Source organism: Margalitia sp. FSL K6-0131 (assembly GCF_038008735.1).
In the GTDB taxonomy this organism is placed as follows: Bacteria; Bacillota; Bacilli; order Bacillales; family Bacillaceae_C; genus Margalitia; species Margalitia shackletonii.
The window spans coordinates 3,515,613-3,541,301 of sequence record NZ_JBBOZS010000001.1; the positions used below are offsets into that span (position 1 = coordinate 3,515,613).

Consider the following 25,689-nt stretch of genomic DNA (forward strand, 5'->3'; position numbering starts at 1 on the left):
TTTCACCTGTTTTTTTGCGGCAGCTTTTGCAGATAAGTTAAGGCGTCATCAAAAGATTTTACCGGCACAATTTTCATTTTTGTTCCAATATCTTTAGCTGCGAGTAATGCTTCTTGATAATTCGTTTTTATATTTGGCATAGCTTTTTTCATTTCTGGGGTTATTTCATCATCTGGAGCAAAGAAAATATCTGCTTTTTCCTTGTCAGCCGCAACTACCTTTTTATCAATTCCGCCAATTCTCCCAACTTTGCCGTCAGGATCAATGGTACCAGTACCTGCAATGCTGTATCCTCTTGTAATATCCTGCTTCGTTAATTGATTATAAATCTCCAAGCTAAACATTAATCCAGCAGATGGACCTCCAATACTATCTGTCTTGAGAGTTACTTTCGGTTTTGATATTAGCTCTCTGTCATCCACTAAGCCGATGCCCATCCCTACCTTTCCACCACTAGCCTTAAAGGTAGCTAATCTAATTCTCCCCGTTTTTTCTTCGTTATTTCGAACATAACCAACTTGAACCACATCTCCAACGCGTTTCTTTGCAATATATTGAATAAACTGGTCGGAGGATGAAAAGGTATGATTGTCTACTTTAACTATTCTATCTCCAGGTTGGAACACTTTTGCGGCAGGCATTTTTGGGTAAACATCTAAAACATATACCCCCTTGTATACAAAGTGATACGGTTTATTTGCCTTTTTATATGCAATTTGAATAGCATTATGTTTGGAGCTTTCCATCAAATACAGTTGATACACATTATATTCTTCATCCGTTTGATTCTGATCCTTTACTTCATCGACTGGAACAATGTCATCATATTTTTTTACCTTTGCTAAAAGATAATTGTAAATGTTTGCTTTACCTAATTGGACAGTGGTTAACATCAATTTTCCTTTTTCAGGATAACCTCCCTGGACCTGTACAATAGAGTCTAGTTCATGTGCCATACCTGGTTTCTCGATATAAAATGGCAACCGAAAAAAGGATAAAGCAAGTAATAAGATAACCATGAACAAGGTAACTGGATACCATAGCTTACGTCTCACTTTAGTTTCTCTCCTTCCACTGTTCCAACACTTTCATAATCTCTGGCATTTTCTTTGTTGTTTCCTCTTCCCCTATCTTAATAATTTCTCCTGTATTTGTAAAAGCTGTGGAGCTATATTGGGAAACATCCGGCTGGATTAATATGTCGGAACCCAGCTGCTTGTTATTAATCGCCTCCATATGTAATATATCAATACTTTTCATTATCACATCATAAATATTAGTAATCTCCGTTTCCTTTTTACTGAAGGTAACATCAACTCCAATAACAATATCTGCGCCCATTTTCCTCACAATAGAGACAGGGACACGGTCTATTACTCCACCATCTACTAATATTTTTCCATTTTCTTTAACAGGAACAAAAATACCAGGGATAGATATGCTTGCCCTGACAGCATCTGCAATTGATCCACTAATAAAAATTACCTCTTCCCCTTTCACAAGATCAGTAGCAATAACGGCTACTGGAATCTTTAAATCCTCTAAATTTTTACCGTGTGTAAATAATTTGATGAATTCTTTTATCCGATTTCCACTGATAAAGCCCATTTTTGGCACAGTAAAATCCATATAAAATTTTCTTTTAAAAGCAAGGGAAAGTTTAATTAAATGATTGATATTATGCCCCATACTATAAAAAGAGGCAACGAGTGCTCCCATACTACTCCCCGCTATATAATCAATCTGGATGTTATTCTCCTCCAAAATTTTCAAAACACCTAAGTGAGCAAACCCCCTTGCTCCTCCCGAACCTAATGCCAAACCAATTTTCGGTTTGTCCATTTTTTATTCCCCTTTCAAGTAGAAGAACTGCTGAAACTCAAAAATTGAATTTCGAACTTAATATATAATATGGTCTAAAATATTTAACTATGAGTATATTGATTTATATGGGGACAAGTAATAAGAAAAGCGGAAGCGCCTCAGCAACAAGCGCAAGGATTTTATAGTCTTCGACATTTGATTTAGGAAACACGGCGAGGGACGAGTCGATGCTCCTACTAGCAGGGAGGAGACAGTGAAATATGCTATCTGATAGGCGCTGAGCTAGAAACTTATACTTTTAAAAATGCAACGGTGTTATATAAAAGATGGAAATATAAGAAATTTATTTGGGAGGGACAAAGGTTGTTTAAGTCAAGATTAAAAACCGTCTTTTTAGCTTCAAGTGCAACATTAATGGCTATATCCATGATTGTTCTTCCGAAGGTAACATCTGAAGCATCGGTTGACGGATTGAATATTTGGTGGGGAGTTGTATTTCCTTCCCTTTTTCCCTTTTTCGTTATTTCCGAATTATTAATAGGCTTTGGAGTAGTCAACTTTATTGGGGTAATTCTTGAACCATTAATGCGCCCTTTATTTCGGGTACCAGGAGTCGGAGGATTCGCACTTGCAATGGGAATGGCTTCGGGAAACCCAGCAGGTGCAAAAATCACTGCAAGGCTTCGCCAGGAAAAACAATTATCCCAGATCGAAGCAGAGAGACTTGTTTCCTTTACAAATTATTCAAGTCCATTGTTTATTTTTGTGGCAGTTTCAGTGGGTTTTTTCCACAACAAAGACTTAGGGATTATTTTTGCAATAGCTCATTATGCCGGTAATATTATTGTTGGATTAATTATGAGATTTTATGGGTATTCTCGTGAAGAAAAGGTAAAAAACGAAAAGAAAAAGATTCCAATAATGGATGCCTTAAGAGCCTTACATAAAACACGTATGGAAGATAAACGGCCAATCGGCAAACTGTTAGGGGATGCCGTTAATTCCTCTATTCAGACTTTATTAATGATCGGCGGATTTATTATTCTTTTCTCGGTAATAAATCGGCTATTATTTCATCTTCATATTACATCTTTCTTGGCAAGTATTATCGGAAACCTACTATTATCGATTCATTTCCCAACTTCATTGAGTATCCCATATATTGCCGGATTGTTTGAAATTACGTTAGGAAGCAAATTATTAAGTGAGGTTGTCCATTCAACACTTTTACAGCAAGTAGTCATTACAAGCTTTATTCTTGGATTTAGCGGCTTTAGTATTCAAGCACAAGTGGCAAGTATACTTGCTCAGACAGACATCCGATTTAAACCATTTTTTATTGCGAGAATCATGCATGGATTTATTGCAGCAACCATCACTTATTTTATTTGGAAGCCAATCTATTTAAGGTTCTTTCATCCGGAAAAGCAAACAAATCTTCCAGTATTTTTAAACGTCTTAAAACATCATCATTTAGAGGGCATATATCGTTGGGGAATACATTATGGACCGCTTATCACGATAGGTGCTCTGTTATTGTATATAATTCTGTATTATAAAAGGAGTTTCAATAAATAGAAGAAATGCTGCACGATGTGCAGCATTTACTTGCGATATTGATATTTCAAATGCAGAGCATCCTCCACCGCTTTTGGAACTAAGTCCGATATACGGCCGTTATATTTTGCTGCTTCCTTAACAATACTGGAACTGAGGAATGAATACTGATTATTGGTCATGATGAAAAAGGTTTCAATTTTCTCATTGAGTACTCTGTTCATAGAGGTAATCTGCATTTCATATTCAAAATCGGATACGGCTCTTAAGCCACGAATTATGGCATTTGCTTTGACACTTGAAGCATAGTCCACAAGTAAGCCTTGAAATGAATCGACAATGACATTTGGAATACTTTCTGTCACTTCTTGTATTAAGTGTTTTCTTTCTTCCACAGAAAAAAGCGGGTTTTTGGATGAATTATTTAAGATAACTACATAAACTTTATCAAAAACCCTGGCTCCTCTCTTAATGATATCTAAATGCCCATTTGTGATAGGGTCAAAACTGCCTGGACAAACTGCAATGCTTGTCATTCTAATTCCTCTCCCTTATATGTATCTAATTGAAATATAGAAAGTCCAATAATCCCATATTTCGCTGTTTTAACTGAAATAAAATCTCCAATGGAATTTGGCAATTCTAAATCAGAACTATGTTCACATACGATGGAACCGTTTTCACTCAGCATTTTAGCATCACTGATCATTTGTAGCAAATCAACCAGCTTTTGTTTCTTATATGGGGGATCCAAGAAAATAACATCAAACGATATTTGCCTCTTTATCAATGCCTTTAACGCACGCTCAGAATCGTTCCTGAAAATTTCGCTTTGCTCCTCGAAACCGCATAGTTTAATATTTGATTTTACTGTTTGAAAGGCCTGTATATCACGGTCGACAAAAATGACCTTGTCCAGCCCTCTGCTCATTGCCTCTATCCCTAATCCACCGCTACCCGCAAATAAATCTAACCCAATTCCGCCAGAAAAATAAGGACCTATCATATTAAATATTGCTTCTTTTACTTTGTCTGTTGTCGGTCTTGTCTGGTTGCCAGGGACGGATTTTAAACTTTTCCCTTTACAGCTTCCTGAGATAACCCTCATTTTATTCACCACAATATATTTTTTAATATTTTTTCCTTACTATCCTACCATAATGCGTATAGATGGAAAAGCAAAAAATGGGATAGGCAATTATGGCTTTAAAATGCATTGTCATCCTTGATTAACATACCCAAAGCTTTAGTTGCACACGACTGGATAAGTTAATGTATAAATTTACCGCCATTGGTCATACTTTTATTAGCGACATCATTTTAGATGTTGTTGCCAACCGCGGAGAAGACTTACGTTTCCCCATAAGTTCTTCCTCCGGTTTCTCCTCTCCCTTTGCCTTCTGTCCTTTACATAGGATATAGAAGGACCCTGCAGGATTCCTGCAGGGTTTTTTAATTCGGTACATTAGATAACACAATCTCTTTATCATGGATATCTATAGATACATTAAATAGCTGTTTTAACCAATTTTCCTCCATATAGTATTGATGATGGAGCTCCATTATCGGATCCTTAAGTACACCGTATTTTTCATTATTATAATAAAATATATGACTATTCTTAATGAATTGAAATTGCTGATTAGGTTTTTCCACTTCAATAATGGAACCATTTTTTGAGAAATTTATAGTATACCCAAGCGCAAGTATCGTTTTTTCTAGAGGGTATAGTCTTTTTTCATTTTGAAAGATAATTTTTAGATCTTTTATAGGTTGTCCATCTATTTTTACTACATGTGGGTCCAGAAATTGTATAGGTTGGATATGATCAGTTTCATGATTATTCTCCTGAAAGAAATAAGTTCGCAACCCTATTATCTTTTGTAACAGAAAATCTAAATCGTTAGCCTGTATTTTTTCTTTCTTAAGATTGATTACTTCATTCATCCATTTATCAAGTTCATTGTCTTTTAAAGCTTGTGCAAGCTCCCCATACATTTTTTGAGTTTTTTTGCTCCCCAACGGTTTTCTCAGGATCGAGGATGCAATAATATCCCTAAGCCATTTTTCAGTATCTGGAAATTCATTATTTATATACGATTGTACAATCATCGGTTCTAGTTTGGAAACATCCTTACGATTTAACATGATAAGAGAACCAAATTGTCTAGTTGGTTTATCATTTGTGAAATATACTGATATTTGCTGATGGTTTTTTAATCGATATATTTTGTCAAAGTGAAAAACCGGAATGTTAACGGACTTATCATGGTATACCGTAAGCCAATCATTTACTCGCATTTTTAAAAGTTTGTGATTCGTCCAGATTAGTGTAGGAACTTTTCCTGCACCTGCAAAAACATAATAATCAATAAAATCAAGATGTTTAAATGCAATGTTTTTCCCGCCCGAAATCCAGGTTCCGTTTTGAAACTCGCTATCCGATAATTGTATTTTAATTTTATCCATTTTTAACTTTTTGAAATGTATAAACCAATTGTTTAACACAAGGAAGTTGCTATTTTGTTCTACATTTAGCTTATATGTAAATGTCACAGTATTGCTATTCATTTTCAGCTTAGATTTATTTGAATTTACCCATTCACAATTTTCTCCAGAACCTGTGGTACACTTAAAATTATTTATTTTTACTGGGAAAGCCACCTCATAAGTTTGAGGAGCTAAATGGTGAAAAGTTTGTTGAATTGTAAGTTGATTATTTTGATGTTTAATAGAAAAATCCGCATCTACTTTTTTCGATTGTTCTTTGTTTTGTCCCGATGAATAACTTCTCCACTGAAAAAATATTACGCTAGTTATTATGACTGTTAAGATAATAACAGCTAATTTCCAGCTGCTTTTTTTCCGCATTTTCTTACCTCGTTTTTTTCATAAATTGTTTCTTCTCTTTTTTATATTTCAATGATACATTAATAGTAAACTTATTCGCTATACGTATTACAAAGAAAAGTATAAGAAAGTGTGGGAAATACATGATACAACGTTTTATTGAACTTGGGGAAGGATATTCTGATATATATGAATTAATAGAATTGGCCAAGAGTAATGAGCACCGTTTAGCACATCTATTGGCGCTTAATACGACGATTAATGGCAAGGAAGTTACTTCATTAGTGGTCATTCTTCAGCCAACTGATCCTGGGGATTTTCAAGCATTATATATTTGTCGAGAAGGAATCCCAAATCCGAACATTATGGGAAATAAGAGATATGATTTATATCAGGAGGCAGCAGAACAATTAAATAAAAAAATCATTCAATTAGATGTAAAACCATCTACTCTTTTCGCCGAAAAAGAATTATATTATCAGTATTTAATTGGAATTCTAAGAATGAATCATTTTATTAAACCGCTTCAATGAAAAACAACAGGTGATGCAATTCACCTGTTGTTTATATACCGATTTTATAATCGTATTCTTTTGCCTTATCCGGCTTTGAGTTCTCGAATTCTGTTTTTAAAAATGGTTTGTACGATTGCTCCACCTTACGGACAAAACCAAAAGAAGCAAGCTTTTCCTCCAGCATTTCAATCTCAGCACGATCGCAATATAAAACGACATATTTCATTTTTTTAGAAATGAAATGAATGTTGCCGAATCTCCTTAGTGACTTGGCATGCTTTAAATTATTTAACCATATAATTAACCCTTGTCTATCTGAATGCATATCTTAAATCCCCTTATTTTCATTCACATAAGTTTACCATAAAATTTCAAAGACGCGCAAATTTCAAAGTATAAAGAAAAGTTCAAGCGCTTGCTCATCCATTAGGAGTTGGAGCTAGGCAAAGACCAAATTTTTGCAATAAATTTTGTGATACAAAACTTATAAATTCCTTTATCATAAAGAAAATAGGAATACCTAAGTATCCCTATATATAATCTATTTATTTCATAATTGAATCCTTTTCCATCTCCAGACACATGACTACGCTGAACACCCGCAGCTTCCACCAGATCCACAGCCACCAGAGCATGCCGATCCAGAATCAAAGAATGGATTTCCGGTAGGCACTTTAATATGCTCCGAAACGGATTTACCAACAATCACACTAATTTCATCTAACATTTGCTGAAGCTCATTTTCCGCTTGGCGAAATCGTGCCACATTTTCATCTAAATCCATTTCCCTTTTCGCTTCACGAGTTTTTTGATTTATATTCTTATAGTCCGGATGATATCTTCCAAACCTTTGTACATCCTCAAATAAATCCTTCATTCGAACAAACGCACTAATTTTTCTTTGCGTCTCAGGATCGTTTTTCAGCATAAAATATGATTTTCTATATTTTAAAGCGACTTCTGATTGTAAAATCATTTTTGCTAAGCTTTCCGCTTCTGAAATTACTTCTAATCGTTCGATAGTTGCAAGCAAAATGCTCACCTCCAACATCATTTTACCATGTTTTTATCAGGCAAGCGAATTTTATTAAATATATCTGACTCTCGCATTTCATCCCTTCCTGAACAAGTGTAAACATAGGAGATAAGCTATAAATTAACAGTAGTCACTTATAAAACTAACAAATTAAATAGTAATATAGAAATTCTTACTTAGCCCCAAACTTTTATTATTTGGTTTCACTATATCTACTCTTACATAATGAATACCGCTATTTAAGTCCTTTAAAATAAATGCCGCGGTGTTATAATCCCCCTTAAACTCACCGTCAACATAAACTTTGATTTTAGCAGGTTGACCTTTTTTCAATCCAGAAAATGACACATATGGAACAAAGCATTCCACAAATAAATCATTTCCCCTTACAAAATGTCGTATGGTAGCCTCCTTTTTCTCTTGACTCACTATATTTCCTTCAGAAGCTTTAACATTTATCGTCTCGGGTTTCGGTATGTTTTGTCTGCAGCCGCTTAATATAATCAAAGATAATACGATGACTATCATTTTTTTCATCTTCATCACTCCTTGATTTTATCATTCATCAAATCAAGGAATTTTACTCAATATTTTTGAACAAATGCAAAAGCGCATTGCAAATCGGTTTACGGATTTCGGAGCTTTCGACTGAGATAAAGGAAACCATGCTTAGGTAGTTCACGAGTTGATGTTTAAATTATCCCCTGGGTAAAATTATGTTTATTCCTTACAACAAAAAACACATTTATTAAAATGTGCTTTTTAACTTTGAGTATACATTGCTTGAACCATGTTCATCATCATAGAGGCCATTTGGACTCCATTCGTGAATTTTTCCATACGATGAGGAATGGTTCTTTTAAAATAGTGCAAAGATGTGATTTCAAAACGTTCCAATTCTTCTGGATGTCTGCTTAGTCTGCGATACCAAATAGGCTGTTCGCGAATAAATTGTTTTAATTCATTATTAGAATGAATATATTCCATTATTTCTAAACGCATAATAACCCTCCATTTTTAATCTTTTCTGAATGAAAATGGATTTTTTACTTCAGATGTTGTATTTTGATTTTGTGCTCCACCCGAAGATGTACCTTGAAACTGTGCTAAAACCCCTTGAATAGCAGCAATGGCTTGACTTATATTATGAATATGATGATCCATTTGATCCGGGTCCATTTTTTGCAATACATTGCCTATTTGGCTCATCCAGCCTTTTTCCGTATTAGAAGTCTTTTTTTTGTTTGTTTTTGTTTTAGAATTTGATTCTTCGGAATTTTCACTTTGGTGTGTTTCCCAGCGAGGGTCATCTTCCCCTAATAAATACCAATCCTCAAATAATTCCTGCCAAGTATGTTCACCCTTTCTAACTTCCTTAATAAGCCCTGGATGTTCTTTTACAAACGACTTAAATTTTTCTACTGAAGGGTGAAGTTTTTTTGAAGCCATATATTTTCACCTCTAAACCATACGCACGTTATAATACTAAAATATGATAAACACATAGAAAAGGTGAAAAAGTTTTCATACAAGGCTTTTTTTGCTATTATTGGAAGAGTTGAAACTAATGAACAAGAGGGATTAGCAAAATGGAAAAACAAAAAATACAGGAACTATTTGATCAATGTATGGAAGTTGCTACAGAAGATGAACTAAAAGTTATTCATCAGCTTTTATTAGGAGTACAAAGAAAAAAGCAAAAATGGAATGATTCCTATATTGCTGCCATCTTAAATATGGAGAAGTCTCCAGCTGATAATGAATATAAAATAACAATCCCAATCAATTCTTTGACCGAAAATTCCCTTGGTATAGTCCACGGCGGTATAACCACAACTGTTTTGGATACAGTGATGGGGACATTGGCTAATACCTTACTCCCTGATGGGTACGGGGCTGTTACATCGAACTTAACGATTCACTTTATTGCACCTGGAAAAGGAGAAAGAATGGAGACAATTGCTAAGGTTATTCATAAAGGAACAAAAACATTAGTAATGGAAGGCTCTGCATATTGTGAAAACGGAAAAAAAATTGCCCATTGCACTGCAACTTTTTTTATTATTAAAAAATAAGAAATGCGAAAAGACCGCAATTCTGGCGTTCGCAATTAGTAGTCATAGGCGAGAGAAAGAAACACGTCGAGGACGAAGAATGCGCTGGACATAGGTTAAACATGTTTAATAAATATGGCAATAAACTTTCTTTTCTTTTGAAATGGAAAATCCGAGCATAATGCTCGGATTCATATTTATTTCCAGCTTTTCTCAATGAAGTTTTGAGTATAGTATTTCTGATAAACCCCTACACCAAGATGTGTAAATCCTTTTTCAAGTAAGGATTTCCTGTGACCTTCAGAGTTTAACCATCCTTCGACGGCAGCCGGTCCATCCAGATATTGTGCTGCAATATTTTCTCCTGCTAATTGATAAAAAACATGTGCTGTTTCCAATCTTTTTGCCAGATCTCCATATTTAGGGGATTCATGCGAAAAATATTGTTCTTTGAACATATCCTCACTATGTTGGTATGCTACTTGAGCTACATTGCTGTCCCATTCGAGCTTATTTAGTTTAAATCTCTCACGAATAATGTTTGTTAAGTCAAAAATTTGTTGTTCACTGCCTTTTTCAATAACGTTCCATTGTGCATCATCCGGCTCTTTTGGCTTAATAAGCTCCCCCCGATAAACCATTTCATACGGTCTTTGTTTAATAAGTGTTTCCTTATTCATAAACCTGATACTTGATAATGTACCTGTGAATTTATCTAACGAAAGCTGTGCAAAGATATCTCCCAATTTAATTAATGGACGGATATTTAAATCCTCTTCGGATAATTCAAAACGATAATAGCCTTTATTATAATTAACAAGGATTTCAGTATTTAATAAGATAGATTTATAAATGTCCTCGACCTTTTCCCCTATTCTAAATGGTTGGATCCCTAAATCATTCCCAATTGCAAAAATAGTAACTACCTTGCCGTTCTCTACCCCTGCCTGAAAATACTTTTTGTCATTATGATTATAAATCCACCAGTCGTAATCATATGCCGAAGAGTCTATTCTCGAAGGTCTCCCATACGTTTTTATAAGGATGTTTGTCTTCTTACCAATAAATGTAGAAATTCCTTTTACTGGTCGTTTGTAGCTTTTCCCTGTTTCCTGCTTTGTAATCAGATTATCCGGATCCTTCTTTGGTTGATGTGAACTATTATCACCATTCAAAATTGTGCTGTCATTATCCGGACGTAAATGAAAATATAAACTAATAATAAAAATAATTGCTAAAACAATTAATACTTTTATAAAAGTACGCAGCATTCGTTCCTCCTTCCATGATGAATTTAATCTATATTAAAAATTCTTATAATATTTCATTCCTTACCTTCATTATAGCATTTAATGAAAAGGAGATTACAATAGTTATGTAAAGATAATGTAAGAAACCTCTCAATTTTATGAGAGGTTCACTTTGTACATCCATTTAATGGTTTAATTGGTCTTCTGTGGTTTCGGATATTTGAGATAGTGCTTCTCCTGCTTGGTGGTCCGTTAAATCGCGAACAGCAAAATCGCCTAATGCAACTATACCAACCAATTTACTTTTTTCTACCACTGGCAGTCGTCGAATTTGATGCTGTGCCATCATTCTCGCAGCTTCTTGTGTCGTAGTATCAGGCGTAATGGTAAATAAATTGGTACTCATTACTTCTTCTACCTTTGATGAAAACGGTTGTCTTTCAGCTACACAGCGAAGAACGATATCGCGATCTGTAATCATGCCCACTAGACGTTCATTATCGATAATGGGAATGGCACCCACATTTTCTTCTTTCATTTTTAATGCCACCTCATGAATCGTATCTAAGAGTGAACATGTCTCCACTTCTTTCGTCATAATATCCCGTACCTGTGTCATGTAAAAATCCTCCTTATTGTCTATCAAAGAGTTGGCGATTTCCAACAGTTATAACTTATCCTACCCCTTGGAGTTTATTCGTTCGCATCTATTGTCGTATAATTCACAATGTATACATTGCAAGTTAGTAAATTTTGGACTATTATTAAACATGAGACTAATTGCGCATTTTAATAATTGAAAATGCTTTACTGTTATTAGGAGGTAAAAAAATGAGATTCGAAAATACAAATCTTGAGACATTTAAAATCGACTTAAATCGCTTAGATGATGTAATGGAAAGACATGGAATGGTACGTGCAGGGCAATGGGATTATGAACGAGTTTCCTATGATCGCAAATTTCAAGTAAAAGAAGGTCTTTATTATCTTCGAGTGCAAGGTTATGCTGTCGAAGGAGATGTCGATACTTTTGATGCAGTAATTCAATTGATGGTGCCGATTTTAGGAAAATATTATTACCCACATGGAGTAGAATATGGTGAGGATGAAGTCTATCCAACACATTTAGTGAATCAATGTGAGAAACTCCTTGCAAACATTAAAAAAGAAGTGGAAGCATTTGCAGAATAAAAAACAGTTCAGGATTTTCCGAGGGCACTGAAAATCCTTCATTTTTTCAAAAGAATTAAATTGTAATATAGAAAAAGACGACATGAACATTCAAAAAGCGAATGTTGTGTCGTCTTTTTTGATTATTTTAGGGGTCTTTGCCCCATTATTTTGCATCCATTAGTTTTAGTATTCTTTTTAGATTCACAGTAAATATAGTCACGGCACCTTGTAATTCCATGCCAATTAGACCCGAGGATTCCGCAACATCGTACCCGTGTCTGTGTTTTAATTCGCTATTTTTAGCTTCTATTTTATATCGTTCTTTTGATTTTTCCTTAAAATAATCACTTTCTTGGAATTTTGCTTGTTCGGTATGATCATTTGATTTGATACTTACAGAGTAAGTCTTACTTTTCGCCCCTTCTTTATAACACCCTTCTTTGAAAGGGCATCGTTTACACTTTTCAATGTCAAAGAAGTATGTGTCCACTTGATTAGTAGCGACTCCTTTTTTTCCTCCTCGCGCTTTCCTTATAGCCATATGTCCAGCTTTACAAACATACATCCCTGCATCTTTATTGAATTCAAATTCATCTTCTTTTTTTCGAAAACCTTGTGTTACAGAAGGGTTTAACTTGGCTACTAATTTTATTTCCTTTTCTTTTGTGTATTCGATATTACCTTTTTCTGAATAGGCTGTATCACCAATAACCGTTTCAACTTTCATTCCAGCTTTGATACTTTTTTCAATCAGTGTTTCTAATTGCTTTCCATCATTCTTTTCTCCAGTCGTAACGGTTGCGGAGGTTATAATTCTTTCTTCGCACATGGCAATGTGTGTTTTATAACCAAAAAAGGATGAATCAGCGGTTTTATGACCTACTTTTGCATCTTTATCTTCGGAAATCTGTAAGTGTTCAATATCGTCGGTAACGGTTTCTTTTAAAAGGTTTAACTGCTCTTTCACCTTTGGATACTGGGTTAGGGTGTCCTCTTTTTCAATTACATCCATGAGTTTTTGACAATAGTCGATTTCATTTTCTAAGACGTCCGTTGTATTTTTAACGGGAAATTTATCTTTCATCGTTTCGTCGATGGAATAAATAGCTTTTCTTAGCTTTTTAGAGCGATCCATTAGGATTTCTCTAGGTGATTTCTGATTGTAGCGAGCTTTTGTATGGGTGGCATCCACGATAATGGATTTACTTTTGATGATTTCTTTCTCGATGGCAATTTCTACAGATTTATTAATAAGCATGTCTAATAGGTTTATATCTTTTAAACGAAGTTTTCGAAACTTCGTTAAAGAACTTGGCTCCATTACTGGCTCTTCCGGGGCCATATGAAGAAAATATTTAAAGGACATGTCGTATTTTGAACGTTCGACAACGTCAACATCAGATAAGTCATAGATGGTCTTTAATAATAAATATTTGAACATACGAATAGGGTCGATAGCGTTTCGACCATTATTATGGCAATATTTTTCCTTAAGTTCATCATAAACAAAAGAAAAATCGACCAAGTCATTTAGTCTACGTAACATATTATCCTTTGGAACAACTAAATCATAAATACCCATATAAGGACTTAGAATCATGGATTGTTGATTTTGTATCATAGTACCCACCCACTTGAAATTGATACTTATAATTATACAGCAAAAAAAGGTATAATTCCCTCAGATTATGAGGTATTATACCTTTCTCCATTAATTAGGGGGACTTTTTCAGTGCCCTCGGATTTTCCTGAACTGTTTTTTTAAGTTCCAAGTATCGCTTTAATCATAGAGGTGGTTTCTCCTCCGTGGTAAAAGACATATAAAAGCATATAAACTACGACGCCAGTAATGGCAGTGAAGAACCAAACATTACTTGTAAAAGGTCCTAATTTACGATGAAATTGATATTTCTTTTTATAACCTGACCATAAAGAAATGACACCTAAAACTGCCCCCACCGTTGCTAAAGTAATGTGGAAAATGAGAAAGATGGTATAATAAATCTTAATGTTTTCAGGTCCACCAAAAGAAGTATTTCCGATAAATATCGTTCTAGTTGCATAAATAATGAAGAATACAAGAGCAAATATTGCTGCCGTTATCATCATTTTAATATGCTGCTGGGTTTTTCTTTTCTTAATAAATGACCAGCCAATAGCGACAAAAACTGCACTAATAACGATACAAGAAGTGCTTATAGTTGGCAAAATAGGTAATGACATTATTTCGTCCTCTCAAAAATTATTTTCAGCAAAATTATGTATATAGAAGAAACATGCGTCTTCTATAAATTACTTCACTGGTTCTGGTTTATTTGCTAGCATCATTTCAGTAAATTTCTCTGCTTCTTCCTGATCCTTTCTAAACCACTCAAACAGGATTTTTCCAAGAATAACAATATCCGCAATTTCTTGAACGATTTTCATAATAACTCCGCCCAACTGCTGATCTTCTAATACAGGAAGTGGTGAAAAAAGCTCTGGACCGCTTAAATTTAAATTAGCCAATGTATCCATAGGAACACATAAAGACATTGCTTGTAGCCAGCTGGTGCTATCAGAATAGGTTTGATAAATTGGATGACCCGCAAATATGATAATACCGCAAGCAGGTGTTAAGAGAATAGCACTGGTAATTAAATATGCAACCTTTTTTACACCGGATAATTGATTTTGTCCTGGTACCTTATTAATCATCGGCCACCATAAAAATACTGCTAAAATAAACAAGAATAAAGTATATAATCCATGTTCAATCTCACTTTTCTTAATTGTATCAAACACAAATGGCAAGTGATATAAGGAAAAGAATACATTAAATAAGATGACGGAAATGACCGGCTTCGTAAAAAAACGAAATATTTGTTTAACAACAGGTAGCCCTAAAATAGAAAGCCACAGCCAATTTGGGATGCCTAATATAAACAATGGTGCAATTATCATTACTAGAAACGACATTTGAATCATGTGCATAGAAAACATAATATGGCCCATTAAATCAATCGGCGATCCCTTAACCGCATATAACAGAACCATTGATAATATAAAGTATGTAGCTTGTTTAACCTTTAATGGTTCACTATTTTTAAAATGTTTTCTCCAAACAGTTGTAATTAGAAAATACAATACGGTTATAAATAATATGGTTAATAAAAAGAATGGACTCCACAGCGCTCGAAAACCAAAAATACTAATTGCTCCCATTATCCTCACCTCACTTAGTTAAATGCTCAACTTTCATTATACTTTTGTTGGATGGAGACTTCAACGTGTGTTGACTTTAGTTATTGACAGATTGATTACATTTCCATTAATGCAAAAAATCCAGACCGCAGTCTGGATTTCTGTCTTACCACCAAATAATCGTACTGAAAGTTAGGATGGTAAGGAAGGCAACTAAAACTCCTGAAAATAGAAACAATTGTGGAGCTTCATGGCCTTTATGACTCATATGCATGAAATAATACAGTTGAAAGATTACCTGCACAATTGCAAGTAATAAGATAATTGGAATCGTAAACCACTTTGAAAAATCAGCGTAAACTGCTCCAAATGCGATTAATGTTAAGAAAATCATTAACGCAAAGGAAACTACTTGATATTTCATTTCCTCCGCACTTTTTCTTCGACGATAGTCATAATCAACTCGAGGGTTACCAGTTTTTACTTGTTCATTCGTCATATTCTTATCCCACCATTCCCATTAAGTATACGACAGTGAAAATGAAAACCCATACAACGTCGATGAAATGCCAGTATAAACTTGCTACATAGAACTTAGGTGCATTATATAGGTTTAAACCACGTCCAGAATTTCGAAGCATTAGTGTAAGAATCCAGAGAAGACCAAAGGCAACGTGACCTCCATGGAAACCTACTAATGTATAAAATGCAGAACCAAATGCACTGCTTGTAAAAGTATGATGAAAATGGGTTACATAATGATGAAACTCATAAACCTCGGTACCAAGAAATCCAGCACCTAATAGAACCGTAATTAGTAACCATGCTTGCATCTTTTTAAATGCAAAGTTTTTCATGTGATACATTGCGTACACACTTGTGATAGAGCTTACTAATAGTAACATTGTTGCTAAAAATGATAATGGTAATTCAAAAAGGTCTTTAGCATGTGCCATTGACGGATCAGGTACTTTATCCTTTAAGGCAATATAAGTAGCGAAAAGTGAAGCAAATAGTACAGTTTCTCCACCAAGGAATAGCCAAAAGCCTAAAAATTTATTTTTTGCTTCGAGGGTTGCTTTTTCAGGCGCTTCAGGCCAAGTTTTTGGCGTGAATTGTTCTTCTACATGCATTATGCCTTAACCCCCTTATCTTTATCATCTTCCAAAAGTTCTTCTTTATGAATATGGAATCCATGATAATCCTTAACAGAGCGAATTAACATACCTAATAATGCTATAGCAATTCCAATGATAAGAACTGGAAGTCCCCATGTATTGCCTTGGTCTCTATGATATAGTGCTCCGAAAGCAGCTATAAATAATCCCCCTGAAATTACAACCGGTAATATAGATGCATCTGGCATATGTATATCACCAAGTGGTTCAGCTGGTGTCAGCTCTTTCTTACCTTCCATTTTTTCAATCCACCATGTATCTACACCGCGAACAAGTGGCAACTGTTTGAAATTATAGAATGGCGGTGGTGATGGGATTGCCCATTCAAGAGTACGTCCATCTCCCCAAGGGTCATTTCCGATACGTTTGTTTTGTACAGTAGTAATGACGATATTAATTAGCATTACAATGACACCGAATGCCATAAAAGCAGCACCGATTGAACTTATAAGGTTTGCTGTATCCCAGCCTTGATTAGGTAAGAATTTCCAAACGCGACGTGGCATTCCTAGTAAACCAAGGAAATGTTGAATAAAGAACGTTAAATGGAAACCAATCAAGAACGTCCAGAATGTAATTTTTCCTAGTGTTTCATTTAACATGGTTCCAAACATTTTTGGCCAGTAGAATTGTGTACCAGCGATGATCGCAAATACAACCCCGCCAACAATTACGTAGTGAAAGTGAGCAACTACGAAATAAGTATCATGATATTGATAATCTGCTGGAGCTGCAGCTAACATAACTCCAGTAACCCCACCCATTAAGAAGGAAGGAATAAATGCAGCAGACCATAGCATTGGAGTTGTAAATTTAATATTTCCGCCCCACATTGTAAATAGCCAGTTAAATATTTTCATACCTGTTGGGATGGCAATTGTCATGGTTGCTACCGCAAAAATCGCGTTTGCAACATTCCCAAGACCAACTGTAAACATATGGTGAGCCCATACCATGAATCCTAAAAATCCGATTAAGACTGTTGCAAAAACCATGGAAGAATATCCGAATAGTCTTTTTCGTGAAAATACAGGAATAATTTCTGAGAAAATACCGAATGCCGGTAAAATTAAAATATATACTTCCGGGTGTCCGAAGATCCAGAATAAATGTTCCCAAATAATTGTATTTCCTCCGCTGGCAACATCAAAGAACTGCGCCCCAAACATACGGTCAAATGTCATTAAGAACAATCCAACTGTAAGTGGAGGGAATGCAAATAAAATTAATGCAGAAGTAACAAATGTTGTCCAAGTAAACATAGGCATACGCATATAGGTCATACCAGGTGCACGCATATTAATTATGGTAACAAGAAAGTTAATTCCCCCCATTAACGTACCAAAACCGGACAGCTGAAGACCTAATGAATAAAAGTCAATCCCATGACCAGGTGAATCAATGGATAAAGATGCATAAGAAGTCCATCCTGCATCCGGTGCTCCGCCTAAAAACCATGATAAGTTTAAGAATACTCCCCCGAAAAAGAAGAACCAAAAACCTAATGAATTGACGAATGGGAATGCAACGTCACGTGCACCAATTTGAAGTGGCATGACAGCATTCATAAACGCAAATACCAATGGCATTGCGGCTAAGAAAATCATTGTCGTTCCGTGCATGGTCAGCACTTCGTTATAAAGGCCAGCACTAACAAAATTATTGTCAGGTATAGCAAGCTGGATACGAATCATCATGGCTTCAATACCACCGATCAAAAAGAACAATCCACCCGCAATGAGATAAAGGATGGCAATCTTTTTATGGTCTACTGTTGTTAAGTAGTCCCAAATGGTAGCACCAAAACCTTTCTTTTGAGCTTTAGTACTCACAGTTAAACCTCCCTTTTGTGCCTAAAAACTTTTAACGATTTTCCACTTTTAAGCCCATTAGGTAATCAGCTAATGCGTCTAAATCTTGATCAGATAGCTGATCTTTGAAAGCTGGCATTTTATTACCTGGTTTATAGGCTTGTGGATCTTTAATCCATTTTATTAGGTTCTCTTTATTATGATCCAGAATACCTGCAACGCGCTCACGTTCACCAAATGTCGCTAAGTTAGGTGCCATACGTGCCTGTGCAGGTCTCTTGTCATTTGGCGTTACAGCATGACATTGTGCACATGATTTTTTGAAAACATTTTCACCATCAGTAGCCAATGCCGTTGTAGGCGTAGGATTTGTATCTGCTTTCATTTTGTCAACCCAGCTTGCAAAATCTGCTTGTGACATTGTTTTTACTTTAAAATCCATTAAACCATGAGAAGGTCCGCAAAGTTCAGCACATTTACCGTAAAATAAATTGTTTGCTTCTTTTGCTTTTTTACTGTCTACTTCTAACCAGAATTTATTTACGTTATCAACGTTTGCATCAATTTTCCCGCCAATCGCAGGAATCCAAAATGCGTGTTTTACATCAGAAGATTTAACGTTGAAATATACTTTCTCATTTTCTGGCATTACTAAAGTTTGGCTTGTAATAATACCTTCATCAGGATATTCAAATTCCCACCAATAAAGATTTGCACGCACATTAACAACAAGTACTTTGGAATGTCCGTTTTTATCTTTTTTATCCATTGCCTTCGTATCACCTAAATTGAAGGTGGTTGCGACAACTGGAATTGCTAAAATTAGTAGCAAAATGATTGGAATAACAGTCCAGATAATCTCTAATACGTGATTTCCTTCCACTTGTTTCGGAATATAATCTTCTTTTCCTTTTTTGCGTCGGAAACGAATTAGTGCAGTAACATAAATAATGACTACTACTGCTATTACAATTAACATGATGCCTGTACTCAAAATCATTAAATGATATTGTTTCCTGGCAACTTCACCGGCTGGATCCAAGGTAGATAAATATGGTTTCCCACAGCCGGAAAGAGCAAGCGCCAATACAGCAAACACTGACATTAAACGCGCGTTTCTCAGCCATTGTTTCATAGCCTTTTCAAACCCCTCTTTCTATTATGTCTTATAAGTTTACAAGGACAAAAAATATATTTGGATTTCTCTTTAAAGAAAGAATTCCCTATCTAATAAGAGTTAGGATAACCATTGCGACAAATAATATGGTTAAATAATTGAGCGAATAAACAAACATAAGCTTCGCCCATTTTAAATCATCTTTCATTTTATAACCATATAAACCTAGTACTAGCCAACCGATATTGAAGGCAGTAGCCAAAATAACAAATGGCAATCCTAGTGAAAATAGGAAAAATGGAAGCGGCAGCAAGCATGCAACCCAAACAACCATATGATTTTTTGTTGTTTTGAAACCTTTTACAACTGGCAGCATTGGAATACCTGCTGCTCTATACTCTTCACATCTTTTCATCGCTAATGCGTAAAAATGCGGTGGTTGCCAAATAAACATTAATATGAAAATAATCCAGGCCACTGTATGTAAATGAGGATCTACTGCAGCCCAGCCAATTAATGGAGGCACTGCTCCTGGAATACTACCAATGATCGTGTTGCTTACAAATAATCGTTTTGACCACATGGTATAAAGAACTACATAACTAAAAACTCCAATTATACCAATTACTCCAGCAGTAATGGAAGTCATAAATAATAGAATCAATCCGATAATAACGAAGCTAAGTCCAAGTGCTAAAACTTTTCCAGCACTAATCTTACCTGTTACTGTTGGTCTTGCTCTTTTGCTGTGCATGATTTGGTCTATATCACGATCAATATAATTATTTAATGCACATGATCCTGCCATTATTAAACCAGAACCTACCAATGCAAGAAAGACAATATCAAGAGATTGAAAAAAATGTTTATCTGTAAATACGATTGCTAACCACAATCCAGTGAATGTTGTAATTAGATTTGAATTAACGATTCCTATTTTAATTAACGATAGAAAATCTTTTAACGCGGTTGTCTCAGGAATTTCTGTTTTTTCTACACCGGTTATAACACGACTGTCGGACATTTTTTTCCCTCCCCTCAAGTTGTTAAGATATACATATAGTTCTACTATAAAACAATTTCTTGTGTAATTTCTATATTTCCACAAATTGTCGTTAATTGTTCATTTTTTTACAGCCAACGAGTGGAAAATATTGCCCGAAAAACCGACATTTAAAGTTTACCACAAAAATATCATAAATAGACTTTTTATATTCATTGTTTCATAAAAAAGCCGTCAGAATCATATTAAATCATAATTGTTGTGATTATTGTGAACTTTTTTTGACTTAATTATGGCAAAATTGTGTCGTTATTGTATTCTTTGTTACTATTCCCACTTTTTGTGTAGATTATTTAAAAAGAAAAGGGAATAATCTCTTGAATGATAATGGCTGTAACAAAATTTTCGGTTGTCTTTTTTTTCTTATTTATGTAGTATCAGTAAGTGAACTTGATCTATTATTTGGATTAACTGTTTATCTTTTAAAGTGTTGTTTTCGTAAATTGCTACCATTACTTTATAAATTAATTTTCAGGGTGCCACGTTCACTATGACCACAAAGAAGTTTTATAAGGTATTCGTCTGCAAAACAACAAAGTTTATGAAAAGAGCCTTAAGAAATAAATATTTTAAATAAATACATAATGATTTTTAATTGAAAGTTGGTGTATAGATTGCATCGAGGATTAAAATGGCTCGCTGTATTAACAACACTCGGAATGCTCTTTGTTTTAATCGGCGGAGCTTTAGTGACGAAGACAGGCTCTTCAATGGGATGCGGAAGGTCTTGGCCCCTGTGCCATGGTCAAATCATACCGAGCCCGCTAACACCTGCAACGATTATCGAATTTGCACATCGATTGGTTTCAGGCAGTGTCGGGATTGTACTATTAATATTGGGAATATGGTCTTGGAAAGCGATAGGGGATAAAAGGGAAACTAAGTTTTTAGTAGTATTATCGTTATTTTTCCTTGTCCTGCAAGCACTAATTGGGGCTGCAGCTGTTGTCTGGGGTCAAAATAGCTTTGTCCTTGCATTGCATTTTGGGATATCGTTGATCTCGTTTGCTTCAGTCCTTTTATTGACAATGCTAATTTTTGAAATCGATCAGAAATTCAATGCTGCTAAATTAATTATTGACCGAAGGATGAAGTTTCACATTATTGGAGTAACGATTTACAGTTATCTAGTTGTTTATTCCGGTGCCCTTGTTCGCCATACAAAGTCAAGTTTGACTTGTTTGGATTGGCCGTTGTGCTTTAATGATTCGACTTTACTTCCGACAAACATTCATCAATGGATTCAGATGGGACATCGATGTGCTGCTGCATTAATTTTTATATGGATTGCTTATATCATGATTATAGCGATTAAAAATTATAAACAGCAGCCTATTTTATATTGGGGCTGGATTATTGCCTTTACACTTGTACTATTACAGGTTTTAGCAGGGGCATCTATAATATTTTCTTTAGGGAATCTTTACATTGAATTAATTCATGCCTTGTTTATATCCTGTTTATTCGGACTTTTAAGCTATTTCCTTTTGCTTGTAAGCCGAAACCAATACTACATTAAGCATCACAAACATGTAAATAAAACGACGTAAAAAAGTGCAGACAAGTGTCTGCACTTTTTTACTTTGCCTTGCTGCGGCGCTTCCGCTTTTCTCATGCTTTCTGTAATTCAATCAACAAGTCACCTGTTTGAATTGATTCACCGTTAGCAGCATAAATCTCCTTCACAATTCCGGAGAATGGCGCTTGCACGGTTGTCTCCATTTTCATTGCTTCCGTAATCATAAGGTGATCCCCTTTTTGTATTTTATCACCTTTATTTACAATGACCTTAATGACAGTCCCCGGCATGGTAGCACCAATTTGTTCTTCGTTTTTAGGGTTAGCTTTTACCTTTTGTACAATAGTAGATTTTAAACTTTCATCGCGGATAACGACTTCACGCGGTTGTCCGTTTAATTCAAAATATATGATTCTTGTGCCATCCGGTCTTGGCTGTCCGATCGATAGCATTTGAACAATTAAGGTTTTACCTGTTTCAATCTCAACCTCTATTTCTTCGCCTATATTCATACCATAAAAGAAAGTCGGAGTGTCAATCACTGAAACATCCCCAAATTGTTCAACGGTTTTCATGTAATCTAAAAACACTTTCGGATACAAGGCATATGATAAGGTATCTAATTTGGTTATTTCGTTACTACCGACTTCCTTTGCCAATGTATCTTGCAATTCGTCAAAATCTACATTTTTTAATAATTCCCCAGGTCGAACAGTGATTGGCAACTTGTCCTTCAATATTACTTTTTGCAACTCAACCGGAAAACCGCCATGTGGCTGTCCAAGGTAACCCTCAAATAATTCCACAACGGAATCAGGAAAGTCTATTTTCGAACCATTCGTAAGTACGTCCTCTTCGGTTAAATCATTTTGAACCATAAATAACGCCATATCTCCGACAACTTTAGAAGAAGGAGTAACTTTTACAATATCCCCAAACATTAAATTTACTTTTGCATACATTTCCTTTACTTCATCCCATCGATCACCCAGTCCAACAGCTTTTGCTTGCTGCTGTAAGTTGCTATATTGCCCACCTGGCATTTCGTGTTGGTAAATTTCCGTATGAGGAGCATTCATTCCGCTCTCAAAATCACGATAGTATTTTCGGACATCTTCCCAATAATTTGATAGTGACTCAACATCGTTTATAGGAATATTAGGAACTCTTTCTGTTCCTTCAAGTGCATAATAAAGTGTATTCATACTTGGCTGGGACGTATGACCAGACATGGAGCTTATAGCTACATCTACAATATCCACACCTGCATCAATAGCTTTAGCATAAGTAAAAATTCCGTTGCCGCTTGTATCATGTGTGTGGAGATGAATCGGAATATTCACCACATCTTTTAGTTCCGAAATTAGCCGATATGCGGCATGCGGTTTTAATAATCCCGCCATATCCTTAATACATAAAATATGTGCACCCTGCAATTCAAGTTCCTTTGCTAAATCCTTATAGTATTGAATGTTATACTTAACTCTTGAAGGATCCTCAATGTCTCCCGTATAACAAATGGAAGCTTCTGCTATTTTCCCGGTTTGTCTTACTGCATCAATGGCAATTTCCATTCCTTTTACCCAGTTTAAGCTATCAAAAATGCGAAATACATCGATCCCTTTAGCTGCAGATTCTTTCACAAATTCGCGAATAACATTATCAGGATAATTTTTATATCCAACAGCATTGGAAGCTCTTAAAAGCATTTGAAATAATATGTTAGGAATACGCTCTCTAAGCTCTGTCAAACGCTGCCATGGATCTTCCTTCAAAAATCGATACGCTACATCAAATGTAGCTCCTCCCCACATTTCTAAAGAAAATAATTCTGGCAATAATTTTGAAGTTGGCTCCGCAATTTTTTTCAGATCATTTGTACGTACCCTCGTTGCAAGTAAAGACTGATGAGCATCCCGGAAAGTTGTATCGGTTAATAGAACTTGTTTTTGCGACTTTATCCATTCTATTACACCGGAAGCACCTTTTTCATCTAATATTTGCTTCGTTCCAGATGGAATATTAGACGAATAGGATAGCTTCGGCACTTGTGGTTTCGCAAAGTGCGGTTTCTCTTTCTTCTCAATTCCAGGAAAACCATTAATGGTGACAGTCCCAATATAAGTTAGCATTTTCGTCCCGCGGTCTTTGCTTATTGGAAAATCAAACAACTCCGGTGTAGTGTCGATAAAAGAAGTATCATATTGTCCATTGATAAATTTTTCATGCTTAACAACATTTATAAGAAACGGAATATTCGTTTTGATTCCCCTAATTCGGAATTCCTGTAAGTTTCTGACCATTTTGGATGCAGCTTGGTTAAAAGTCAACCCCCATGTAGAAAGCTTAACAAGTAAAGAGTCATAATAAGGAGTAATTTCAGCACCTTGGAAACCATTTCCTGCATCCAAACGTACCCCAAAACCGCCTCCAGAACGATAAGCCATAATTTTCCCTGTATCTGGCATAAAGTTATTTAAAGGATCTTCTGTCGTCACACGGGACTGAATGGCAAACCCATTTATTTTTAGTTTCGATTGTTCGGGAATTCCGACTACATCCCCATGTAATGAATGTCCCTCAGCAATCAAAATTTGCGTTTGAACAATATCAACGCCTGTAATCATTTCCGTAATCGTATGCTCTACCTGAACCCTCGGGTTCACCTCGATGAAATAAAAATCATCCCCTGAAACTAAAAATTCTACTGTACCTGCATTAACATAATTTACATTTTTCATTAATCGAACGGCTGACTCACATATTTTTTGACGCAGATCCTCTGAGAGTGATACACATGGTGCAACTTCCACTACCTTTTGATGGCGTCGTTGGACAGAGCAATCGCGTTCAAATAAATGAATAATCTTTCCTTCACAGTCCCCCAAGATTTGCACTTCAATATGTTTTGGGTTATTGATAAACTTCTCAACGTATACTTCATCATTTCCAAAAGCAGCTTTTGCTTCTGATTTCGCGCGTGTGTATGCCTCTTCTACTTCAGGCAGACTATTAACGATCCTCATTCCGCGACCGCCTCCGCCTAATGATGCTTTAATAATAATTGGAAGCCCGTGTTCTTTTACGAAGGATTTGACCTCCGCAACATCTTTAACAGGACCATCGCTGCCAGGAATGACCGGAATTTCTGCTCGTTTCGCTTGTTCTTTTGCCTTTACTTTATCCCCGAACATATCTAAATGGACGGTCTTAGGACCAATGAATATGATTCCTTCTTCTTCACATCTTCGAGCAAACTCAATGTTTTCCGAAAGAAATCCATAGCCGGGATGAATGGCATCTGCATTAGATTTTTTGGCAATATCAATAATCCCTTCAATGTCCAAGTAAGCCTCAATTGGTTTCTTGCCTTCCCCAACTAAATAAGCCTCATCCGCTTTATAACGGTGATAGGAGCCTAAATCTTCCTTCGAATATATAGCTACAGTACGGATATTTAATTCCGTACATGCACGAAATACACGGATTGCAATTTCTCCTCTATTTGCTACCAATACCTTTTCAATTCTTTTCATCATACCTCTCTCCTTCGCAAGAT

At 35.5% G+C, this 25,689-nt stretch carries 26 protein-coding genes; 5 read left to right on the forward strand and 21 right to left on the reverse strand.

Features of this window, described 5'->3' with window-relative positions; all coding sequences use genetic code 11:
• Nucleotides 1-2: 2 nt before the first annotated feature.
• Together NSQ59_RS17215 and NSQ59_RS17220 are read right to left on the reverse strand one after the other, a co-directional pair.
• Entirely contained in the window at nucleotides 3-1,055 is a 1,053-nt protein-coding gene (locus NSQ59_RS17215; RefSeq protein ID WP_280513064.1) for a SepM family pheromone-processing serine protease, read from the reverse strand.
• Between the two features lies 1 nt (nucleotide 1,056).
• On the reverse strand, nucleotides 1,057-1,842 hold the full coding sequence (locus NSQ59_RS17220) for a patatin-like phospholipase family protein (protein WP_055740521.1): 786 nt from the start codon (nucleotides 1,840-1,842) through the stop codon (nucleotides 1,057-1,059).
• 345 nt (nucleotides 1,843-2,187) lie between these two features.
• On the opposite strand from NSQ59_RS17220, the gene ylbJ reads away from it, so the two are divergent.
• Nucleotides 2,188-3,402 carry a sporulation integral membrane protein YlbJ gene (gene ylbJ, locus NSQ59_RS17225; RefSeq protein WP_055740522.1) on the forward strand — a complete coding sequence of 405 codons (1,215 nt, stop codon included), beginning with the start codon at nucleotides 2,188-2,190 and terminating at the stop codon, nucleotides 3,400-3,402.
• Between the two features lie 26 nt (nucleotides 3,403-3,428).
• On the opposite strand, the gene coaD is transcribed toward ylbJ, so the two are convergent.
• From coaD to NSQ59_RS17240, 3 genes are all read right to left on the reverse strand, one after another.
• Nucleotides 3,429-3,917: a pantetheine-phosphate adenylyltransferase gene (gene coaD / locus NSQ59_RS17230; protein WP_055740523.1), complete on the reverse strand. Its 489-nt coding sequence runs from the start codon at nucleotides 3,915-3,917 to the stop codon at nucleotides 3,429-3,431.
• Nucleotides 3,914-4,489, reverse strand: coding sequence for a 16S rRNA (guanine(966)-N(2))-methyltransferase RsmD (gene rsmD, locus NSQ59_RS17235; protein WP_055740524.1), 576 nt, complete (start codon nucleotides 4,487-4,489; stop codon nucleotides 3,914-3,916). The genes coaD and rsmD overlap by 4 nt, the downstream gene beginning before the upstream one ends.
• A gap of 344 nt (nucleotides 4,490-4,833) precedes the next feature.
• Nucleotides 4,834-6,252, reverse strand: a complete 1,419-nt coding sequence (locus tag NSQ59_RS17240) for a hypothetical protein (RefSeq protein WP_055740525.1) — start codon at nucleotides 6,250-6,252, stop codon at nucleotides 4,834-4,836.
• A gap of 122 nt (nucleotides 6,253-6,374) precedes the next feature.
• Here NSQ59_RS17240 and NSQ59_RS17245 point away from each other — a divergent pair, with 122 nt between their 5' ends.
• A complete protein-coding gene (locus NSQ59_RS17245) occupies nucleotides 6,375-6,764 on the forward strand; it encodes a DUF7147 family protein (RefSeq protein WP_055740526.1) in 390 nt (129 codons plus the stop codon).
• A 31-nt stretch (nucleotides 6,765-6,795) separates the two neighbouring features.
• Here NSQ59_RS17245 and NSQ59_RS17250 read toward each other — a convergent pair whose 3' ends face one another.
• The 5 genes from NSQ59_RS17250 to NSQ59_RS17270 form a co-directional block, all read right to left on the reverse strand.
• Nucleotides 6,796-7,071 carry a YlbG family protein gene (locus tag NSQ59_RS17250; protein ID WP_055740527.1) on the reverse strand — a complete coding sequence of 92 codons (276 nt, stop codon included), beginning with the start codon at nucleotides 7,069-7,071 and terminating at the stop codon, nucleotides 6,796-6,798.
• 261 nt (nucleotides 7,072-7,332) lie between these two features.
• The gene (locus tag NSQ59_RS17255; RefSeq protein ID WP_055740528.1) at nucleotides 7,333-7,779 is read right to left on the reverse strand and encodes a YlbF family regulator; all 447 of its coding nucleotides are present in this window, start codon (nucleotides 7,777-7,779) and stop codon (nucleotides 7,333-7,335) included.
• Nucleotides 7,780-7,932: 153 nt separating this feature from the next.
• Nucleotides 7,933-8,319, reverse strand: a complete 387-nt coding sequence (locus NSQ59_RS17260) for a hypothetical protein (RefSeq protein WP_055740529.1) — start codon at nucleotides 8,317-8,319, stop codon at nucleotides 7,933-7,935.
• 225 nt (nucleotides 8,320-8,544) lie between these two features.
• A complete protein-coding gene (locus NSQ59_RS17265; protein ID WP_055740530.1) occupies nucleotides 8,545-8,784 on the reverse strand; it encodes a YlbE-like family protein in 240 nt (79 codons plus the stop codon).
• A 15-nt stretch (nucleotides 8,785-8,799) separates the two neighbouring features.
• Nucleotides 8,800-9,231: a YlbD family protein gene (locus NSQ59_RS17270; protein ID WP_055740531.1), complete on the reverse strand. Its 432-nt coding sequence runs from the start codon at nucleotides 9,229-9,231 to the stop codon at nucleotides 8,800-8,802.
• Between the two features lie 140 nt (nucleotides 9,232-9,371).
• Between NSQ59_RS17270 and NSQ59_RS17275 the strand changes: the two genes are divergently transcribed.
• Nucleotides 9,372-9,857, forward strand: coding sequence for a PaaI family thioesterase (locus NSQ59_RS17275; RefSeq protein WP_055740532.1), 486 nt, complete (start codon nucleotides 9,372-9,374; stop codon nucleotides 9,855-9,857).
• A gap of 176 nt (nucleotides 9,858-10,033) precedes the next feature.
• Here NSQ59_RS17275 and NSQ59_RS17280 read toward each other — a convergent pair whose 3' ends face one another.
• Together NSQ59_RS17280 and NSQ59_RS17285 are read right to left on the reverse strand one after the other, a co-directional pair.
• The gene (locus tag NSQ59_RS17280; protein ID WP_437177118.1) at nucleotides 10,034-11,104 is read right to left on the reverse strand and encodes a CAP domain-containing protein; all 1,071 of its coding nucleotides are present in this window, start codon (nucleotides 11,102-11,104) and stop codon (nucleotides 10,034-10,036) included.
• Between the two features lie 166 nt (nucleotides 11,105-11,270).
• Nucleotides 11,271-11,705 carry a CBS domain-containing protein gene (locus NSQ59_RS17285; RefSeq protein ID WP_055740533.1) on the reverse strand — a complete coding sequence of 145 codons (435 nt, stop codon included), beginning with the start codon at nucleotides 11,703-11,705 and terminating at the stop codon, nucleotides 11,271-11,273.
• Between the two features lie 212 nt (nucleotides 11,706-11,917).
• Between NSQ59_RS17285 and NSQ59_RS17290 the strand changes: the two genes are divergently transcribed.
• Nucleotides 11,918-12,277: a YugN family protein gene (locus tag NSQ59_RS17290; RefSeq protein WP_055740534.1), complete on the forward strand. Its 360-nt coding sequence runs from the start codon at nucleotides 11,918-11,920 to the stop codon at nucleotides 12,275-12,277.
• Between the two features lie 145 nt (nucleotides 12,278-12,422).
• On the opposite strand, the gene NSQ59_RS17295 is transcribed toward NSQ59_RS17290, so the two are convergent.
• From NSQ59_RS17295 to cyoE, 8 genes are all read right to left on the reverse strand, one after another.
• Complete coding sequence (locus NSQ59_RS17295) at nucleotides 12,423-13,880, reverse strand: IS1182 family transposase (protein ID WP_340830316.1); 1,458 nt, start codon at nucleotides 13,878-13,880, stop codon at nucleotides 12,423-12,425.
• Nucleotides 13,881-14,020: 140 nt separating this feature from the next.
• The gene (locus NSQ59_RS17300) at nucleotides 14,021-14,482 is read right to left on the reverse strand and encodes a DUF420 domain-containing protein (RefSeq protein WP_055740535.1); all 462 of its coding nucleotides are present in this window, start codon (nucleotides 14,480-14,482) and stop codon (nucleotides 14,021-14,023) included.
• Between the two features lie 69 nt (nucleotides 14,483-14,551).
• Entirely contained in the window at nucleotides 14,552-15,463 is a 912-nt protein-coding gene (gene ctaG / locus NSQ59_RS17305; protein ID WP_055740536.1) for a cytochrome c oxidase assembly factor CtaG, read from the reverse strand.
• A gap of 145 nt (nucleotides 15,464-15,608) precedes the next feature.
• Nucleotides 15,609-15,941, reverse strand: coding sequence for a cytochrome c oxidase subunit IVB (gene ctaF, locus NSQ59_RS17310; RefSeq protein ID WP_055740537.1), 333 nt, complete (start codon nucleotides 15,939-15,941; stop codon nucleotides 15,609-15,611).
• Between the two features lie 4 nt (nucleotides 15,942-15,945).
• A complete protein-coding gene (locus tag NSQ59_RS17315; RefSeq protein ID WP_055740538.1) occupies nucleotides 15,946-16,575 on the reverse strand; it encodes a cytochrome (ubi)quinol oxidase subunit III in 630 nt (209 codons plus the stop codon).
• Nucleotides 16,575-18,452: a cytochrome c oxidase subunit I gene (gene ctaD, locus NSQ59_RS17320; protein WP_055740539.1), complete on the reverse strand. Its 1,878-nt coding sequence runs from the start codon at nucleotides 18,450-18,452 to the stop codon at nucleotides 16,575-16,577. The genes NSQ59_RS17315 and ctaD overlap by 1 nt, the downstream gene beginning before the upstream one ends.
• A 31-nt stretch (nucleotides 18,453-18,483) precedes the next feature.
• A complete protein-coding gene (coxB, locus tag NSQ59_RS17325; protein WP_055740540.1) occupies nucleotides 18,484-19,566 on the reverse strand; it encodes a cytochrome c oxidase subunit II in 1,083 nt (360 codons plus the stop codon).
• An 88-nt stretch (nucleotides 19,567-19,654) separates the two neighbouring features.
• Nucleotides 19,655-20,572, reverse strand: coding sequence for a heme o synthase (gene cyoE / locus NSQ59_RS17330; RefSeq protein WP_055740541.1), 918 nt, complete (start codon nucleotides 20,570-20,572; stop codon nucleotides 19,655-19,657).
• 653 nt (nucleotides 20,573-21,225) lie between these two features.
• Here cyoE and NSQ59_RS17335 point away from each other — a divergent pair.
• Nucleotides 21,226-22,161, forward strand: coding sequence for a COX15/CtaA family protein (locus NSQ59_RS17335; protein ID WP_055740542.1), 936 nt, complete (start codon nucleotides 21,226-21,228; stop codon nucleotides 22,159-22,161).
• A gap of 61 nt (nucleotides 22,162-22,222) precedes the next feature.
• Here the strand turns inward: NSQ59_RS17335 and pyc are convergent, their stop codons facing one another.
• Nucleotides 22,223-25,666, reverse strand: a complete 3,444-nt coding sequence (gene pyc / locus NSQ59_RS17340; protein ID WP_055740543.1) for a pyruvate carboxylase — start codon at nucleotides 25,664-25,666, stop codon at nucleotides 22,223-22,225.
• Nucleotides 25,667-25,689: the final 23 nt, after the last annotated feature.

Bases quoted from the DNA above. Each gene is read 5' to 3' on its own strand.
- NSQ59_RS17260 (WP_055740529.1), bottom strand. From the start codon at position 8,319: ATGAAAAAAATGATAGTCATCGTATTATCTTTGATTATATTAAGCGGC.
- NSQ59_RS17240 (WP_055740525.1), bottom strand. From the start codon at position 6,252: ATGCGGAAAAAAAGCAGCTGGAAATTAGCTGTTATTATCTTAACAGTC.
- NSQ59_RS17275 (WP_055740532.1), top strand. From the start codon at position 9,372: ATGGAAAAACAAAAAATACAGGAACTATTTGATCAATGTATGGAAGTT.
- coxB (WP_055740540.1), bottom strand. From the start codon at position 19,566: ATGAAACAATGGCTGAGAAACGCGCGTTTAATGTCAGTGTTTGCTGTA.
- pyc (WP_055740543.1), bottom strand. From the start codon at position 25,666: ATGAAAAGAATTGAAAAGGTATTGGTAGCAAATAGAGGAGAAATTGCA.
- ctaG (WP_055740536.1), bottom strand. From the start codon at position 15,463: ATGGGAGCAATTAGTATTTTTGGTTTTCGAGCGCTGTGGAGTCCATTC.
- NSQ59_RS17245 (WP_055740526.1), top strand. From the start codon at position 6,375: ATGATACAACGTTTTATTGAACTTGGGGAAGGATATTCTGATATATAT.
- NSQ59_RS17315 (WP_055740538.1), bottom strand. From the start codon at position 16,575: ATGCATGTAGAAGAACAATTCACGCCAAAAACTTGGCCTGAAGCGCCT.
- NSQ59_RS17285 (WP_055740533.1), bottom strand. From the start codon at position 11,705: ATGACACAGGTACGGGATATTATGACGAAAGAAGTGGAGACATGTTCA.
- coaD (WP_055740523.1), bottom strand. From the start codon at position 3,917: ATGACAAGCATTGCAGTTTGTCCAGGCAGTTTTGACCCTATCACAAAT.
- cyoE (WP_055740541.1), bottom strand. From the start codon at position 20,572: ATGTCCGACAGTCGTGTTATAACCGGTGTAGAAAAAACAGAAATTCCT.
- ctaF (WP_055740537.1), bottom strand. From the start codon at position 15,941: ATGACGAATGAACAAGTAAAAACTGGTAACCCTCGAGTTGATTATGAC.
- NSQ59_RS17290 (WP_055740534.1), top strand. From the start codon at position 11,918: ATGAGATTCGAAAATACAAATCTTGAGACATTTAAAATCGACTTAAAT.
- NSQ59_RS17250 (WP_055740527.1), bottom strand. From the start codon at position 7,071: ATGCATTCAGATAGACAAGGGTTAATTATATGGTTAAATAATTTAAAG.
- NSQ59_RS17270 (WP_055740531.1), bottom strand. From the start codon at position 9,231: ATGGCTTCAAAAAAACTTCACCCTTCAGTAGAAAAATTTAAGTCGTTT.
- NSQ59_RS17295 (WP_340830316.1), bottom strand. From the start codon at position 13,880: ATGATACAAAATCAACAATCCATGATTCTAAGTCCTTATATGGGTATT.
- NSQ59_RS17300 (WP_055740535.1), bottom strand. From the start codon at position 14,482: ATGTCATTACCTATTTTGCCAACTATAAGCACTTCTTGTATCGTTATT.
- rsmD (WP_055740524.1), bottom strand. From the start codon at position 4,489: ATGAGGGTTATCTCAGGAAGCTGTAAAGGGAAAAGTTTAAAATCCGTC.
- NSQ59_RS17220 (WP_055740521.1), bottom strand. From the start codon at position 1,842: ATGGACAAACCGAAAATTGGTTTGGCATTAGGTTCGGGAGGAGCAAGG.
- NSQ59_RS17265 (WP_055740530.1), bottom strand. From the start codon at position 8,784: ATGCGTTTAGAAATAATGGAATATATTCATTCTAATAATGAATTAAAA.